Source organism: Streptomyces sp. NPDC087270 (assembly GCF_044744625.1).
Taxonomy (GTDB): Bacteria; Actinomycetota; Actinomycetes; order Streptomycetales; family Streptomycetaceae; genus Actinacidiphila.
Genome location: NZ_JBIUYR010000016.1, coordinates 166,737 through 182,247, shown reverse-complemented (window position 1 = coordinate 182,247; position 15,511 = coordinate 166,737). Strand labels below are relative to the sequence as shown.

Annotated in this window: 10 protein-coding genes and 3 tRNA genes; 6 read left to right on the top strand and 7 right to left on the bottom strand. The window is 71.5% G+C overall.

The features are described 5' to 3' along the window. The first annotated feature begins 304 nt into the window (after positions 1-304). Both purF and purM read left to right on the top strand, forming a co-directional pair. Positions 305-1,822, top strand: a complete 1,518-nt coding sequence (purF, locus tag ACIPAE_RS28755; protein WP_328465725.1) for an amidophosphoribosyltransferase — start codon at positions 305-307, stop codon at positions 1,820-1,822. A gap of 135 nt (positions 1,823-1,957) precedes the next feature. After that, a complete protein-coding gene (gene purM / locus ACIPAE_RS28750) occupies positions 1,958-3,031 on the top strand; it encodes a phosphoribosylformylglycinamidine cyclo-ligase (RefSeq protein ID WP_329367721.1) in 1,074 nt (357 codons plus the stop codon). A gap of 89 nt (positions 3,032-3,120) precedes the next feature. On the opposite strand, the gene ACIPAE_RS28745 is transcribed toward purM, so the two are convergent. Together ACIPAE_RS28745 and ACIPAE_RS28740 are read right to left on the bottom strand one after the other, a co-directional pair. Beyond that, positions 3,121-3,390, bottom strand: a complete 270-nt coding sequence (locus ACIPAE_RS28745) for a DUF3073 domain-containing protein (protein WP_328465721.1) — start codon at positions 3,388-3,390, stop codon at positions 3,121-3,123. 324 nt (positions 3,391-3,714) lie between these two features. Beyond that, positions 3,715-4,857 (bottom strand): Leu/Phe/Val dehydrogenase, encoded by a 1,143-nt coding sequence (locus ACIPAE_RS28740; protein WP_402449027.1) that lies wholly within the window; start codon positions 4,855-4,857, stop codon positions 3,715-3,717. Between the two features lie 181 nt (positions 4,858-5,038). Between ACIPAE_RS28740 and ACIPAE_RS28735 the strand changes: the two genes are divergently transcribed. Then, complete coding sequence (locus ACIPAE_RS28735) at positions 5,039-5,896, top strand: hypothetical protein (protein ID WP_328465717.1); 858 nt, start codon at positions 5,039-5,041, stop codon at positions 5,894-5,896. Positions 5,897-6,399: 503 nt separating this feature from the next. Beyond that, positions 6,400-6,606: a developmental transcriptional regulator BldC gene (gene bldC / locus ACIPAE_RS28730; RefSeq protein WP_003949541.1), complete on the top strand. Its 207-nt coding sequence runs from the start codon at positions 6,400-6,402 to the stop codon at positions 6,604-6,606. Between the two features lie 800 nt (positions 6,607-7,406). Here the strand turns inward: bldC and ACIPAE_RS28725 are convergent. The 4 genes from ACIPAE_RS28725 to ACIPAE_RS28710 form a co-directional block, all read right to left on the bottom strand. Further along, positions 7,407-7,481 (bottom strand) — tRNA-Asp (locus ACIPAE_RS28725). Positions 7,482-7,527: 46 nt separating this feature from the next. Next, positions 7,528-11,493, bottom strand: a complete 3,966-nt coding sequence (gene hrpA, locus ACIPAE_RS28720; protein ID WP_402449024.1) for an ATP-dependent RNA helicase HrpA — start codon at positions 11,491-11,493, stop codon at positions 7,528-7,530. A 206-nt stretch (positions 11,494-11,699) separates the two neighbouring features. Further along, positions 11,700-11,773, bottom strand: a tRNA-Phe gene (locus tag ACIPAE_RS28715). Between the two features lie 4 nt (positions 11,774-11,777). Beyond that, positions 11,778-11,852: transfer RNA gene (locus ACIPAE_RS28710), tRNA-Asp, on the bottom strand. A 261-nt stretch (positions 11,853-12,113) separates the two neighbouring features. Between ACIPAE_RS28710 and ACIPAE_RS28705 the strand changes: the two genes are divergently transcribed. Both ACIPAE_RS28705 and ACIPAE_RS28700 read left to right on the top strand, forming a co-directional pair. Then, the gene (locus ACIPAE_RS28705) at positions 12,114-12,956 is read left to right on the top strand and encodes a PhzF family phenazine biosynthesis protein (RefSeq protein WP_402449021.1); all 843 of its coding nucleotides are present in this window, start codon (positions 12,114-12,116) and stop codon (positions 12,954-12,956) included. 144 nt (positions 12,957-13,100) lie between these two features. Continuing rightward, a complete protein-coding gene (locus ACIPAE_RS28700; protein ID WP_402449019.1) occupies positions 13,101-13,625 on the top strand; it encodes a hypothetical protein in 525 nt (174 codons plus the stop codon). A gap of 16 nt (positions 13,626-13,641) precedes the next feature. Here the strand turns inward: ACIPAE_RS28700 and ACIPAE_RS28695 are convergent, their stop codons facing one another. Beyond that, positions 13,642-15,390, bottom strand: a complete 1,749-nt coding sequence (locus tag ACIPAE_RS28695; RefSeq protein WP_402449017.1) for a TIGR03767 family metallophosphoesterase — start codon at positions 15,388-15,390, stop codon at positions 13,642-13,644. Between the last annotated feature and the right edge of the window lie 121 nt (positions 15,391-15,511).

Below are 15,511 nucleotides of genomic sequence, written 5' to 3'. Positions count from 1 at the left end.
ACAGCTCCTGCGAAGTGGCTCGGCCGCTTCCCCCAGGCGTCTTCCAAAAACCGGAGTCCGGTTCTGATTGCCCCCGGGCCGCCCCTTCTGTCGGTTCCGGGAGCGGCGGACGGGGGTGGGCCAGGTGGCGGCCATGAGGGCTCCCCGACGTGATTGGCCGGAAAACGACCCTGCGCCCGGGCGCGCCCGACTCCGTAAGGCGAACATCACACCGCTTGCCACGTAAGGCATGACGCGCGTAGACCCAGGGAATTGAAGGTTCGCCCGTTCGGATGAGAGGCATTCCTGCCCTAGACTCGACAACGTGCCTCGTGGTGACGGACGACTCAGCCACGACCTGCTCCCCGGTGAGAAGGGCCCCCAAGACGCCTGCGGTGTCTTCGGTGTCTGGGCCCCAGGGGAAGAGGTCGCCAAACTCACCTACTTCGGGCTGTACGCCCTGCAGCACCGCGGACAGGAGTCCGCGGGCATCGCAGTGAGCAACGGCTCCCAGATCCTGGTCTTCAAGGACATGGGCCTGGTTTCCCAGGTCTTCGACGAGACCTCCCTCGGCTCGCTGACCGGCCACATCGCCGTCGGCCACGCCCGCTACTCGACCACCGGCGCGTCCGTGTGGGAGAACGCGCAACCCACCTTCAGGGCCACCGCCCACGGCTCCATCGCGCTGGGCCACAACGGCAACCTGGTGAACACCGCCGAGCTCGCCGAGATGGTCGCCGCGCTGCCGCAGGGCCCCGGACGGGCCACGAAGGTCGCGGCCACCAATGACACGGACCTGATCACGGCGCTGCTGGCCGGCCAGGTCGGGCCGGACGGCACCCCGCTGTCGGTCGAAGAAGCCGCACCACAGGTGCTGCCGAAGATCAAGGGCGCTTTCAGCCTCGTCTACATGGACGAGCACACCCTCTACGCCGCCCGTGACCCGCAGGGCATCCGCCCGCTGGTGCTGGGCCGGCTGGAGCGCGGCTGGGTGGTGGCCTCCGAGTCCGCCGCCCTGGACATCTGCGGCGCCAGCTTCGTCCGGGAGATCGAGCCCGGCGAGCTGATCGCCGTCGACGAGCAGGGCCTGCGCTCCTCCCGCTTCGCCGAGGCCCGCCCCAAGGGCTGCGTCTTCGAGTACGTCTACCTCGCCCGCCCCGACACCGACATCGCGGGCCGCAACGTCTACCTGTCCCGGGTGGAGATGGGCCGCCGGCTGGCCAAGGAGGCCCCGGTCGAGGCCGACCTGGTGATACCGACACCGGAGTCCGGCACGCCGGCCGCGGTCGGCTACGCCGAGGCCAGCGGCATCCCGTACGGCTCGGGCCTGGTGAAGAACTCCTACGTCGGCCGGACCTTCATCCAGCCCTCGCAGACCATCCGGCAGCTCGGCATCCGGCTCAAGCTCAACCCGCTCAAGGAAGTCATCCGCGGCAAGCGGCTGGTGGTGGTGGACGACTCCATCGTCCGCGGCAACACGCAGCGCGCGCTGGTGCGGATGCTCCGCGAGGCCGGCGCGGCCGAGGTGCACATCCGGATCTCCTCGCCGCCGGTGAAGTGGCCGTGCTTCTTCGGCATCGACTTCGCCACCCGCGCCGAGCTGATCGCCAACGGCATGAGCGTGGAGGAGATCGGCAAGTCGCTGGGCGCGGACTCGCTGTCGTACATCTCGATCGACGCGATGGTCGAGGCGACCACGATCGCCAAGCCCAACCTGTGCCGGGCCTGCTTCGACGGCGAGTACCCGATGGACCTGCCCGACCCGGAGCTGCTCGGCAAGCAGCTGCTCGAGGTCGAGCTGGCCGGTGGCGCGGACGCCGCCGACGCACTGCGCCGGCCGTGAGCCCGTACCGACCTGCCCCGCGGGCCGCCGGCCCGCACCGCAGCCCCCACCCGTGCCCCCGCCCCGGCCACCCCGGCCCGGGCCGGGCGCCGCGACCGTACGACCCGTACGACCGACACGAAGGTTTCCCCAGCCATGTCTGAGACAACCGGTGCCAGCTACGCAGCCGCGGGCGTCGACATCGAGGCGGGCGACCGCGCCGTCACCCTGATGAAGGAGTGGGTGCGCAAGGCGTCCCGCCCCGAGGTGGTCGGTGGCCTCGGCGGCTTCGCCGGGCTCTTCGACGCCTCGGCCCTCAAGCGCTACGAGCGCCCGCTGCTCGCGTCGGCCACCGACGGCGTCGGCACCAAGGTGGACATCGCCCGCCGGATGGGCGTCTACGACACGATCGGCCACGACCTGGTCGGCATGGTCGTGGACGACCTGGTGGTGTGCGGCGCCGAGCCGCTGTTCATGACCGACTACATCTGCGTCGGCAAGGTCTACCCGGAGCGGGTCGCGGCCATCGTCAAGGGCATCGCGGAGGGCTGCGTGCTGGCCGGCTGCGCGCTGGTCGGCGGCGAGACCGCCGAGCACCCCGGGCTGCTGGGCGCCGACGACTTCGACGTGGCGGGCGCGGGCACCGGCGTGGTCGAGGCCGACGGGCTGCTGGGCGCGGACCGGGTCCGGCCGGGCGACGCGGTGATCGCGATCGAGTCCTCCGGACTTCACTCGAACGGGTACAGCCTGGTCCGGCACGTGCTCTTCGACCGGGCCGGCTGGGCGCTGGACCGCGAGGTGCCCGAGTTCGGCCGCACGCTGGGCGAGGAGCTGCTGGAGCCGACCAGGATCTACTCGCTGGACTGCCTGGCGCTGGCCCGCACCACCGAGGTGCACGCCTTCTCGCACATCACCGGCGGCGGTCTGGCCGCCAACCTGGCCCGGGTGATCCCGGACCACCTGCACGCCACCGTGGAGCGCCCCACCTGGACGCCGGGACCGGTCTTCGGAGTGGTCGGCGAGCTGGGCGGGGTGCGGCGCGAGGAGCTGGAGAAGACGCTCAACATGGGCGTCGGCATGATGGCCGTGGTGCCGCAGGAGTCGGTCGACGTGGCGCTCGCGGTGCTCGCGGACCGTGACGTGGACGCCTGGGTGGCCGGCGAGATCCGGGCGCGCGAAAGCGGCGCGTCGGCCGTGGAGCTGGTCGGCGACTACGGCGACGATGCCTGACCCGGACGGTTACCCGCGGTGAGGAAACATGCCGACGACGAAACCCGGCCCGGGGCGGACCCCGGGCCGGGCCTCAAGCGTTGGCGGCGTCAAGCGCGACGGCGCTGAGACGACGGTGACGGCTCGGACTGTTCGTCCTGGTCATCGTCCTCGTCGTCGTCGTTGTACAGATCCGCGTACTGAGCGTACGGGTCGTCGTCCAACTCGTCGTCATCGTCCTCGACTGGCTCCGGATTAACCGGCCTCGACGGCGATGCGCCCAGCTCGTCGGCCAGACGTGAGAGATCCGTGCCGCCGCTGTTGTACTTCAGCTGGCGGGCGACCTTCGTCTGCTTGGCCTTGGCCCGGCCGCGCCCCATGGCTCGACCCCCTTAACGGCGGGGCTCGACGGCCCCGAGTCTTGACACGCGTTCATGATCCGGACGGCCTCCTTGGAGAGAGACCGGTCCGTAGGGCCTCAACGGTACCTGCTTCCGACGCCGCACGGTACGTCGCCCGCACGACGCGCGTCGGAACAGGGGATATTTGCGGCCCTGTCGTTCCTGGTCAGACCCGATTTTACCTTCTTCTAGCGCGAACTTGCTATCGGGCCGTGCTATCGGTCACGCCGAGGCCCCCGGACGGGCCCGTTCCGCCCCCGTCCGGGGACCTCGACGACGGCTCAACCCAGGCGCAACCCAGGCTCAACCCAGGCTCGGCCGCAGCCAGTCGGCGGCCAGGGTGCGCTCGGCGATCCGCTGCTCGGCGAGCCGGTCGGCGGCCACCGCGGGCGGCACTCCGTCGACCTTGGCGCGTTCGAATATGGCCAGCGTGGTGTCGTGGATCTTCGCGGCCTTCGCCTTGGCCCGTTCGAAGTCGAACCCGCGCAGCTCGTCGGCGACCTGGATGACGCCGCCGGCGTTCACCACGTAGTCGGGGGCGTACAGGATGCCGCGGTCGGCGAGGTCCTTCTCGACGCCGGGGTGGGCGAGCTGGTTGTTGGCTGCGCCGCAGACCACGGTGGCGGTCAGCGCGGCGACGGTCGGATCGTCGAGCGCGCCGCCCAGCGCGCAGGGGGCGTAGACGTCCAGCGGGCTGCGCACCAGCGCGTCGGCGTCGGCGACGGCGGTCACGCCCGGGTGGCGGGCGGTGATCCGCGCGACCGCGTCGGCGCGCACGTCGGTGACCGCGACCTCGGCGCCGTCGTCGACGAGGTGCTCCACCAGGTGGTGGCCGACCTTGCCGACGCCCGCGACGCCGACCCGGCGGCCGCGCAGCGTCGGCTCGCCCCACTGGGCCTTGGCGGCCGCGCGCATGCCCTGGAAGACACCGAAGGCGGTGAGCACGGAGGAGTCGCCGGCGCCGCCGTTCTCGGGGGAGCGGCCGGTGGTCCAGCGGTTCTCGCGGGCGACCACGTCCATGTCGGCGACGTAGGTGCCGACGTCGCACGCGGTGACGTAGCGGCCGCCGAGCGAGGCCACGAAGCGGCCGTAGGCGAGCAGCAGCTCCTCGGTCTTGAGGGTGTCCGGGTCGCCGATGATGACGGCCTTGCCGCCGCCGTGGTCGAGGCCGGCCAGGGCGTTCTTGTACGACATGCCGCGGGAGAGGTTGAGGGCGTCGTCCAGGGCCTGCTCGTCGGAGGAGTAGGCGTGGAAGCGGGTGCCGCCGAGGGCCGGGCCCAGGGCGGTGGAGTGGAGTGCGATCACGGCCCGCAGGCCGGTCGGGCGGTCCTGGCACAGGACGACCTGCTCGTGTCCGCCCTGTTCCGATCGGAACAGCTTGGCGATGACGGCGGCGCCGTTGCCGCCGTCGGTCTGACGTACGTCGGTCACGGTGGTGACTCCCATAGTCCGGTGGTGCTCGCGGTCCCATTGGGTTCGGGTGTCTCGCCCCCCGTACGGGTGGCGGAGGGTTCGATGGCCTCAGGGTAGGCCCTGCACCCAGTGGCCGGGATCACCTCCGGCGGAGGCGGTCCCGTGGGACGATCGGAGGCGTCGGCACGGCGGGTACGGCGTTGGAGGAGCGGGCGTGGGCGGTTCGGCGGTACTGGTCCCGTACACGTCGTATCTGCGGGTGTACGAGCCGCTGGCGGCCTTTCCCGAGCCCGAACGCACCCACTGGTACCGGTATGCGGCCGCGGGCCGTGAGCGCGGCGCACAGGACGAGCTGAGGCAGTCGCTGGCCGGGCTGGTGCCGGTGCCGCCGATCGCGGTGCCGGTGCACGAGAGCCGGGAGGCGTTCATCGCCGAGGTGGGCGGGGTCACGCACGTCTGCCCGTGGCGGACCCGGCTGCGCGGCTGGATGGCACTGGAGCAGCTGGAGGGACAGCTGCCGGCCCCGGTGCTCGACGCGATGGTGCCGCCGGTGGTCAGGCGGCAGGCCGCGGCCGACCACGAGGCGTGGCGCGAGCGGAACCCCGACGCGCGGCCCTGGATTCGCTCGGCGACCTGGCACGTGCCGGTGCGCTGGTTCATCCTCGTCGGCGACGACGAGCGGGAGTACGAACCGGTCGGCGCGGAGGACGCCACGGGCGGGTCGAAGCAGCCGATGATGCGCTACCGCACCCCGATGGTGCAGGCGCGGCGCCGGGTGGCGCGCGGCCTGCGGGTGCTCAAGGAGGCGCTGGACGAGAGCCCGTTGGTCGACGGGCTGATCGACGTGGGGCGCTGGCTGGAGGAGTTCCACCCGCGCTCGCTGGTCGAACTGGACTACGGCGGGCTGGTGCACGTGATCGGCCCGGAGGCGCTGGCGGCCGACCGCTCGGCGGCGGACGCGGCCGAGGGGCTGGCGGCGCTGCGCGAGGGCGACTCGGCGGCGGCCGGCACGGCGTACGAGCGGCTGACCGATCGGTGGCGGGCGGTGCGCGAGCTCCAGTTCGCGAACTGAGCCGGGCCGTGGCGCACGGCGGGGCGGTCGGGATCTGACGGGTTGTTGTCTCCGGGTGGGCCGGGTGTTGTCTCCGGTCCGGCCCGCGACGTGCTTCTGCCCCTGGTGATGGTGCTATTGGCCCAAGCGTGACGCAGAGCACGTAACCGGACTCTTGCCTGCATCACCATCTGTCATGCCAAAATGGGACATCGGGTCCGCCTCGGGCTCGCATCGAAGGTGGGGATGTGGCGGATGATCGCGCTGTGACTGATCGTCACGTTGGTGTGACTGTCCGCTATGGCCCGGTCCATCGGCTTCCGTCGAGCTTGAACACCTGAGAGGGCAAATCCATCGGTTTGGCCGACGCGGCTGGACGGATGGTGTAGTTGTAGTGCCGAGGACAAGCCGTTCGTCCTATTACCGACTCGGCCCGCGTTCGCCCATATCGGGCAACGCGGGTCAAGGTGCAGAATTTAAGAGGAAAGAACCGCGTTGGTTCGGTTCTCTCGAGGAGGCCGCTCATGACCGCTCGCACCCCTGATGCCGAGCCGTTGCTAACACCCGCTGAGGTCGCCACCATGTTCCGCGTCGACCCGAAGACGGTCACGCGCTGGGCCAAGGCAGGCAAGCTCACGTCGATCCGCACGCTCGGCGGGCACCGCCGTTACCGCGAGGCGGAGGTCCGTGCGCTGCTTGCGGGCATTCCGCAGCAGCGCAGCGAGGCCTGACAGCCCTTTTGGGCGGCTTGTGGGGCCCCTACCCCATACGTCGCCGTCCGAAGGCCACCTGCCCCCATCAGGAGGCCCGAGGGGAGGGCGAACAGCAGGACGCAACACCGTATGACCGTAAGAGGATCGCATCGGACTCCGCCGGGTCCGATGCGATCCTCTTTTTTGTGTGCCCGGTCACACGTGATGCAGGTGGGTACCATTGCACATATTAAATCGAGAGCCTTGCGCAGGGCCTCCAGTTCCTTATGTGTCCCACAAGTTCGCGTGACTCCCGTCACATGTGCGGCACTTGAGGTTGTTGCCTGCGATGCGGTAATGAACCGGCTTGGCCCGTTAGGGTCTTCGGTGCCGTCGTGCCTCCGCGGCCGCCCCGGTCGCCGGCCCGGCGGGACGGAAGCCCTCAACTCCTCGCAGGCCGACGGGACTTGCCGGGCGCGTGGCCGGGTCGCCCCGGCGCGCGGAACGGCCCGCACACGCGCGCCTGGGGCCGCGGAGCGCGCCCCTGTGTGCCGGCGGGTCCCAGGGGGCGGTGGAAAGCCCGCGTACGGGGGTGTGGTTGGCGGTGTGGGGCCGCGACCTGGTTGGGGACGGCCGACGCTCGCCCGAGCCTGGATGGGACGGCGGAAAGCCCGTCTCCCGGGGTTCGGGGGACGGGCTTTCGTTGTCTGGTGGGGTTTTGACGGGATTTGCTGGGTCTGATTCGCGGCTGGCGCCGCGTGGCGCGGCCTGGGCCGGCCCGGGGGGACGGCGGAAAGCCCGCCTCCCCAGGTTCGGGGGACGGGCTTTGCCATCTGCTGCGGTCCTGACGGGATTTGAACCCGCGGCCTCCACCTTGACAGGGTGGCGAGCACTCCAAACTGCTCCACAGGACCTCGTTGCGAGTCAGACTGTACAGCAGGTCAGGGGGTGCGGTCGAACTCAGGACCAGGCGGCGTCGAGGGCCTTGAAGACGCGCTTGTCCGAGACCGGGAACGCGGTGCCCAGGGCGTGCGCGAAGTAGCTGACCCGCAGCTCCTCGATCATCCAGCGGATGTCGCGGACGGCGGCGGGGACCGGGCGTCCGGCCGGCTGGGCGGCCAGCAGCTCGGCGTACTCCGCCTGGATCTCGCGGACCTTCTCCATACGGGTGGTGTCGCGCTGGACGCCCGTCGGCATCTGCTGGAGGCGGCGGTCGGCGGCCACCAGGTAGCGCAGCAGGTCCGGGAGGCGCTTCAGGCCCGCCCCGGTGACGAAACCGGGGTACACCAGCCCGGCGAGCTGCTCCTTGACGTCCTGGACGTTCGCGACCAGGACGAGGCTCGCGGTGTCCTTCAGCCGGCGCTCGCAGGAGTGCCAGGCCGCGAGGACCTGCTGGACCTGCTGGATGGAGCGCCCGGTCAGCTCGACCAGGTCGGCCCGTACCGCGTCGAACAGCTTGCGGTAGCTCTCCTCGTCCCAGGCGGGCCCACCGTGCTCGGCGATCAGCCGGTCCGCGGCCGCGGTGGCGCAGTCCTCGAAGAGGCCCTGCACGCTGCCGTGCGGGTTGCGGGACAGCGCGAGCTTCTGCTGGTTGGAGAGTTTGTCGGCGGCGAACTTCGCCGGGTTGACCGGGACGTTCAGCAGGATCAGCCGGCGGGTGCCGCGCCACATCGCCTCGGCCTGCTCCGGCTCGGTGTCGAACAGCCGCACCGCGACCGTGGCGCCCTCGTCGACCAGCGCCGGGTACGCCTTGACCGGCTGCCCGGCCCGCCTGGTCTCGAAGGTGCGCGGGAGGGCGCCCACCGTCCAGTCGGTGAGGCCGGTGCGCTGCTCCATGGTGGCCAGCGCCGGGTCCGAGGCCCGCTCGAACGCCTTGGTGATCGCCTCCCGCGTCTTCGGCCGCAGCCGCTGCTTGAGCGCGTCGAGGTCCTTGTCCTCCGCGTGGCCGGCGACCTTGCGGCGCCGCTCGTCCACCACCCGGAAGGTGATCTTGAGGTGGTCGGGCACCTTCGACAGGTCGAAGTCCTCCGCCGAGACCCGTACCCCGACCATCCGCTGGAGTTCCCGCGCCAGCACCACGGGCAGCGGGTCGGGGCCGGCCGCGACCCGGTCGAGGAACGCCTGCGCGTAGTTCGGCGCCGGGACGTAGTGGCGGCGGATCGGCTTGGGCAGCGAGCGGATCAGCTCGGTGACGACCTGCTCGCGCAGGCCGGGGATCTGCCAGTCGAAGCCGTCGGGCACCACCTGGTTGAGCACCTGGAGCGGGATGTGCACGGTCACACCGTCGGCCTCCCCGCCCGGCTCGAACTGGTAGGTCACCCGGAACTTCAGCGCGCCCTGCCGCCAGGAGTCGGGGTAGTCGGCCTTGGTGACCGCCTCCGCGTTCTCGTTGATCAGCATGGAGTGCTCGAAATTGAGCAACTCCGGTTCCTCGCGCCGCTTGTGCTTCCACCAGGAGTCGAAGTGGGCGCCGGACACCACGTGTTCGGGCAGCTTGCCGTCGTAGAAGTCGAAGAGCGTCTCGTCGTCGACGAGGATGTCGCGGCGGCGGGCGCGGTGCTCCAACTCCTCTACCTCGCCGAGGAGTTTGCGGTTGTCGTGGAAGAACTGGTGGTGGGTGCGCCAGTCGCCCTCGACCAGGGCGTTGCGGATGAACAGCTCGCGCGAGGTCTCCGGGTCGATCCGCCCGTAGTTCACCTTGCGCTGGGCGACCAGCGGGACGCCGTAGAGCGTCACCTTCTCGTACGCCATCACCGCGGCCTGGTCCTTCTCCCAGTGCGGCTCGCTGTAGCTGCGCTTGACCAGGTGCTCGGCGAGCGGCTCGACCCACTCCGGCTCGATCTTCGCGTTGACCCGCGCCCACAGCCGGGAGGTCTCCACCAGCTCGGCCGACATGATCCAGCGCGGCGGCTTCTTGAACAGCGCGGAGCCGGGGAAGACCGCGAACTTCGCGCTACGGGCGCCCAGGTACTCGTTCTTGTCGGTGTCCTTGAGGCCCAGATGCGACAACAGCCCCGCGAGCAACGACACATGGACCCGCTGCGGGTCCGCCGCGTCCTGGCCGCCGGTGGGTTCGGGCTCGATGGTGATGCCGAGAGTCCGGGCGACCGAGCGGAGCTGGCTGTAGATGTCCTGCCACTCGCGGATGCGCAGGTAGTTGAGGAACTCGGAACGGCACATCCGGCGGAAGGCGGAGGAGGACAGCTCCTTCTGCTTGTCGCGCAGGTACGCCCACAGGTGCAGGAAGGAGAGGAAGTCGCTGCTCTCGTCCTTGAACCGGGCGTGCTGCTGGTCGGCCTGCGCCTGCTTGTCGGCGGGGCGCTCGCGCGGGTCCTGGATGGACAGCGCGGCCGCGATCACCATCACCTCGCGCACGCAGCCGTTGCGGTCCGCCTCCAGCACCATGCGGGCCAGCCGCGGGTCGACCGGGAGCTGGGCGAGCTTGCGGCCGGTCTGGGTGAGCCGCTTGCGCGGGTCCTTCTGCTGGGGGTCGAGCGCGCCGAGCTCTTCGAGGAGCTGGACGCCGTCCTTGATGTTGCGGCTGTCCGGCGGGTCGATGAACGGGAACTTCGCGATGTCGCCGAGCCCGGCCGCCGTCATCTGAAGGATCACCGAGGCGAGGTTGGTGCGCAGGATCTCCGCGTCGGTGAACTCGGGACGGGACAGGAAGTCGTCCTCGTCGTAGAGCCGGATGCAGATGCCGTCGGAGGTGCGGCCGCAGCGGCCCTTGCGCTGGTTGGCGCTGGCCTGGCTGATCGGCTCGATCGGCAGCCGCTGCACCTTGGTGCGGTGGCTGTAGCGGGAGATGCGGGCGGTGCCGGGGTCGATCACGTAGCGGATGCCCGGGACGGTCAGCGAGGTCTCCGCCACGTTGGTGGCCAGCACGATGCGGCGGCCGGTGTGCTGCTGGAAGACGCGGTGCTGCTCCGCCGACGACAGCCGCGCGTACAGCGGCAGCACCTCGGTGCCGCGCAACTGCCGCTTGGTGAGGGCGTCGGCGGTGTCGCGGATCTCCCGCTCGCCGGAGAGGAAGACCAGGATGTCGCCCGGGCCCTCGGCCTGCAGTTCGTCCACCGCGTCGCTGATCGCGGTGATCTGGTCCCGGTCGGCCTCCGCGGAACCCTCTTCGAGGAGCGGCCGGTAGCGCACCTCGACCGGATACGTGCGCCCGCTGACCTCCACCACCGGGGCGTCGCCGAAGTGCCGGGAGAAGCGCTGCGGGTCGATCGTGGCGGAGGTGATCACGACCTTGAGGTCGGGGCGGCGCGGCAGCAGCTGGGCGAGGTAGCCGAGGATGAAGTCGATGTTGAGGCTGCGCTCGTGGGCCTCGTCGATGATGATCGTGTCGTAGGCGCGCAGCTCGCGGTCGGTCTGGATCTCGGCGAGCATGATGCCGTCGGTCATCAGCTTGACCAGGGTGGAGTCGCCCACCTGGTCGGTGAAGCGGACCTTCCAGCCGACCGCCTCGCCCAGCGGGGTGCGCAGCTCCTCCGCGACGCGCTCGGCGACCGTCCTGGCCGCGATCCGGCGCGGCTGGGTGTGGCCGATCAGGCCGCGCACGCCCCGGCCCAGCTCCAGGCAGATCTTCGGGATCTGGGTGGTCTTGCCGGAGCCGGTCTCACCGGCGACGATCACCACCTGGTGATCGCGGATCGCCGCGAGGATGTCGTCCTTCTTCTGGCTGACCGGCAGCGACCCGGGGTACGTGATCCGCGGCACAGCAGCCTGGCGGGCGGCTATCCGGGCCTCGGCCCTCCCGATCTCCGTGTCGATCTCGGTGAGCACCGCGGTGCGCGCCTCCGGCTTGCGGATGCGGCGGGCGCCGTCGAGCCGGCGGCCGAGCCGCTGCTCGTCGCGCGAGGAGAGCGCGGGCAGCCGCGCGGCGAGTCCGGAGAACTCGGCGGAGGAGGAGGGTTGCGTAGACATACGCGATCCAGCATCGCACCTGCCGGGGAGGACGGGCGAACCCATTTCGGCGGGGTTTTCGGGGCGTCCGGACGGGGGCGCGGTCCACGGGGTGCCCGCGGGTGCCTGCCGGCTGCTTACCGAGTGCCCGTCGGGGTGCCTGCCGGGGCGCCCGCGCCAACGACGCAGGGCCCGTCTCCGATGGAAACGGGCCCTGTGTCGTGCGGTGGCTGGGGCCGGGGTCGAACCGGCGACCTACCGCTTTTCAGGCGGTCGCTCGTACCAACTGAGCTACCCAGCCGCAGCGGTCCTGACGGGATTTGAACCCGCGGCCTCCACCTTGACAGGGTGGCGAGCACTCCAAACTGCTCCACAGGACCTTGCTTGGTGCGGCACAAGTGTGACACATGATGTGCCCCGCTCTCGCACCGGTTTTCCGCGACGCCCGCGCCATGCCTTCCGGGCCCCCGGAAACCCCTGGGGATTTCCTGTGACCGTTCGGACATTTCGGCGGGCTGATGTCGCTGGATCAGCGTAGCAGAATCGGGGCGGGGTCCCGTACGCACGAGGTCCGCGCGGGCACAGGTACGGCTTGGGAAAGAGCTTTGACGGTGTCATGACGCGCTGGGTAGCGTGCGGCCATGGACGTGCTGAGGTACGTGGCTTTCGCCACCGACGCCTCCGGGGGGAACCCGGCGGGCGTGGTGCTGGACGCGAGCGGCGCCGACGAGGCCGCGATGCTGGCCGTCGCCGCCGAAGTCGGCTACTCGGAGACGGCGTTCGCCGTGCCCCGCCCCGACGGCGGCCTGGACGTCCGCTACTTCAGCCCGCTGGCCGAGGTGTCGTTCTGCGGGCACGCGACCATCGCCACCGCGGTCGCCCACGCGCGTGAGCACGGCCCCGGCGCACGGGACTTCCACACCCGGGCCGGGCTCGTCAGGGTCGGGACCTCGGTGGGGGCCGACGGCGTGATCACCGCCGAGTTGGTGAGCGTGCCGCCCAGGTCGGTGCCGCCGGCCCCGGACGACCTGCCGGAGTTGCTCGCCGCGCTGCGCTGGTCCGCGGACGAACTGGACCCGGCGCTGCCGCCGCGGATCGCCTACGCCGGCGCCTGGCACCCGGTGATCGCCGCCTCGACCCGGCAGCGGCTGGCCGCGCTCGACTACGACATGGCCGCGCTCGGCGACCTCATGCGCCGCCGCGACTGGACGACGGTCGACCTGGTCTGGCGGGAGTCGGAGACCGTCTTCCACGCCCGCAACCCCTTCCCGCCCGGCGGTGTGGTCGAGGACCCGGCCACGGGTGCGGCGGCCGGCGCGTTCGGCGGCTACCTGCGGGAGCTGGGCCTGGTCGCGCTGCCGGCCGAGCTCACCATCCACCAGGGCGACGACATGGGCCGGCCGAGCGTGCTGACCGTCGGCATCCCCGCGGACCCCGCCGAGGGCATCAGCGTGCGCGGCGCGGCCGTACCGATCCCGGACTGACGTCAGGCCCGGCGCCGCGCGTCACCCGTACGGGGGCGGTACGGCCGGCTCGGGACGGGTCCCGGGTCGCACCGGGTAGACCTGGGGGAGCCGCCGGAAGGGGCGGACCCGGGTGGACCAGGGGCGCGAGCGGGGAGTCGAGCGATGGCCGGACACATGCGGTGCGGGTACGTCGCGGGCGCGGTGCTGGCGGCCGCGGTACTGGCGGGGTGCGGGTCGGGCGGGCACGGCGACGGGCACGGGAGCGGGAGCGCCCAGGGGGCCGGGCGGACACCTGCGACCACCGCGGCCGCGACCTCCACCGCGCCGGCGCCCGCGCCGCCCCCGGTCCCGCCCGCCACCGCGAGCATTCCCACCACCGCGACCACTCCCGCCACCGCGACCCCGAGCGCCGGCACCGCCACCACCGATCTCCACGCCTGCTACGACGGCACCTGCGAGATCACCGTCTCCCGGCCGGTCACCATCCCGGTGGACGGCCGGTTCGGCTTCTCCGCGTTCAAGGTCACCCACATCGGCCCCGACGGGGTCACCATCGAGGCGAACGGCGGCGGGACCCACCTGGAGTCCGGGGTCAGCCCCGGCGGCACCGCCGCGCTGAACGGCATCTTGGTACGGGTCGGGTCGGTGCACGGGGGCACCGCGGACCTGTCGATCTCGCACCGCTGATCCGCCGCGCGGGCGGTCAGGTGCTCGGCTTGACCAGGAGGAGTTCGGTGTTGTGGTCGGCGGAGGTACCGAGCTTGGCGGCGGGGGTGGCGTAGGGGTCGTTGAAGGAGAGCTCGCGGTAGAGGGCGGCGAGGTTGGGCTCGGTGGTGGTGCCGAAGTCGGTGGCGTAGGGGGCGGCGGACTCGACGAGGGTGGTGAAGAGCGACAGGGTGCCGTCGTGGTTGTCGGCGATCTCGATCAGCCGGGCGTGCTGCGGGAAGTCGACGTGGGAGGCGGTGTTGATCTCCCAGAACGCCCGCTCGGGGACGGCGTGGCCGTGCGGGGTGATGAGGTTGGCGTGCGTGTGGCCGTTCACCCAGGCCACCACGTTGGGGTAGCGCTGAAGCAGGGTGACGAGTTCGGTGCCGGTGTGCCGGCCGTCGAGGAGGTTGTACGGGTCGGGCAGCGTGTTGCCCATGGTGGTGCTGGTGTGGTGGCTGAACAGGACGACGAGCTGGTCCTGGGAGCCGCGCCGGACCACGTTGCCGTCGGTGTCGTACCAGTGGGTGCTGTACGACTGGAGCACCGACTCCAGCCACTTGAGCTGGGCGGAGCCGATGGAGCCGTCCGCCCAACCGGCGCGGTTGGTGGTGTCGAGGCTGACGCCGAGGACGCCGTCGGAGATCGGGAAGGTGTAGTAGAGCTTGCCGCTGTCGGCCGCCGCCGCGGTGAAGCCGTGGCCGTACGGGCCGGGGCCGGTGCGGGCGGTGTCGAGGTGCGCCTGGGCGAACTGCTTCGGGGTGAAGGGGGCGCGGCGGGCGTCGGGGGTGACCGAGCGGACCGGGCCGCCGCCTTCGAGCAGGCCGAGCAGGAGGGCGACCGCGGTCGCCGGGTCGTGCTGGATCGCGTCGGCGAGCTTGGCCGCGGTCGCGTCGTCCACGCCCTCGATCTTGCCGCCGCCGGTGTAGAGCGAGCCCAGCAGGCCCAGGTCGGGCAGGGTGCCCTCGATGCTGTCGTCGTGGTTGCCGACCGTGGTGTACCAGGGGGTGCGCAGCCCGGCCGCGGTGAACGGCTTCCCGGCCGCGGCCAGGAAGCCCGGCACCTGCGGGAAGCCGGCCGCCTTGTAGTGGTCCTGGTAGGACGACTCGGGGTTCCAGTACAGCGCGGAACCGGAGTTCTGCACGCCCTCGTACCGCGAGGTGTCCCCGGTGTTCGGGGTGATCGCGCCGCCGCTCATCACCGTGAGGTACCAGTCGAGTTCGACCTGCTCGTGGTTGTCGGTGTTGTCGCCGGTCGCCATCACCAACGAGAACGGCAGGCCCGTGTAGGGGCCGCCGGAAAGGGAGTTGACCCGGTCCACCAGCGAGGCCGCGCCGCGCACGGTCAGCGCCTCGTGCGGGCGGTAGGCGGAGTCGATGTACTGCGCCAGGTACTCGAAGCGCACGGGCGACTCGGTGTCGGCCAGGTGCAGGTCGGTGAACTGCACGAAGGAGGCGAGCCCGGTCCGCGTGGTGTCCCGCCCGGAGCCGGCCGCGGCCAGCTCGCCGCGTACCACCAGCGGCCAACCGGGCCCGGCCGCAAGCCTCTTGTACGTGCCGGTGCCGGTCGCCGTCGCGGCCTGGGCGAGCGTGGTGCCCTCGACCACGGCGGCGCGCGCGGCGGTCGCGGCGACCGCGCGGTCGTGGGCCGCGGCCGACGCGAACGGGCTGTCCACGAGGGTCAGGGCGGCGGCCGCCGCCGCGGCGGAGGCACCGGAGAGGAACTGGCGTCTGCTGGCTGCGCGCATGGACAAGTCTCCTGACGGTGGGCGGGGTTGGCGCTCGTGCGGCTGCTGCTCCGGCCGTTCGCCGGCCGGCGTGTCGGGCGTCGCTCGGCCCGTGCCGGAGACGTGCCCGGCGCGCGCTCAG

Bases quoted from the DNA above. Each gene is read 5' to 3' on its own strand.
- bldC (WP_003949541.1), top strand. From the start codon at position 6,400: ATGACCGCTCGCACCCCTGATGCCGAGCCGTTGCTAACACCCGCTGAG.
- ACIPAE_RS28700 (WP_402449019.1), top strand. From the start codon at position 13,101: ATGGCCGGACACATGCGGTGCGGGTACGTCGCGGGCGCGGTGCTGGCG.
- ACIPAE_RS28745 (WP_328465721.1), bottom strand. From the start codon at position 3,390: ATGGGGCGCGGCCGGGCCAAGGCCAAGCAGACGAAGGTCGCCCGCCAG.
- ACIPAE_RS28705 (WP_402449021.1), top strand. From the start codon at position 12,114: ATGGACGTGCTGAGGTACGTGGCTTTCGCCACCGACGCCTCCGGGGGG.
- ACIPAE_RS28695 (WP_402449017.1), bottom strand. From the start codon at position 15,390: ATGCGCGCAGCCAGCAGACGCCAGTTCCTCTCCGGTGCCTCCGCCGCG.
- hrpA (WP_402449024.1), bottom strand. From the start codon at position 11,493: ATGTCTACGCAACCCTCCTCCTCCGCCGAGTTCTCCGGACTCGCCGCG.
- ACIPAE_RS28740 (WP_402449027.1), bottom strand. From the start codon at position 4,857: ATGGGAGTCACCACCGTGACCGACGTACGTCAGACCGACGGCGGCAAC.
- purM (WP_329367721.1), top strand. From the start codon at position 1,958: ATGTCTGAGACAACCGGTGCCAGCTACGCAGCCGCGGGCGTCGACATC.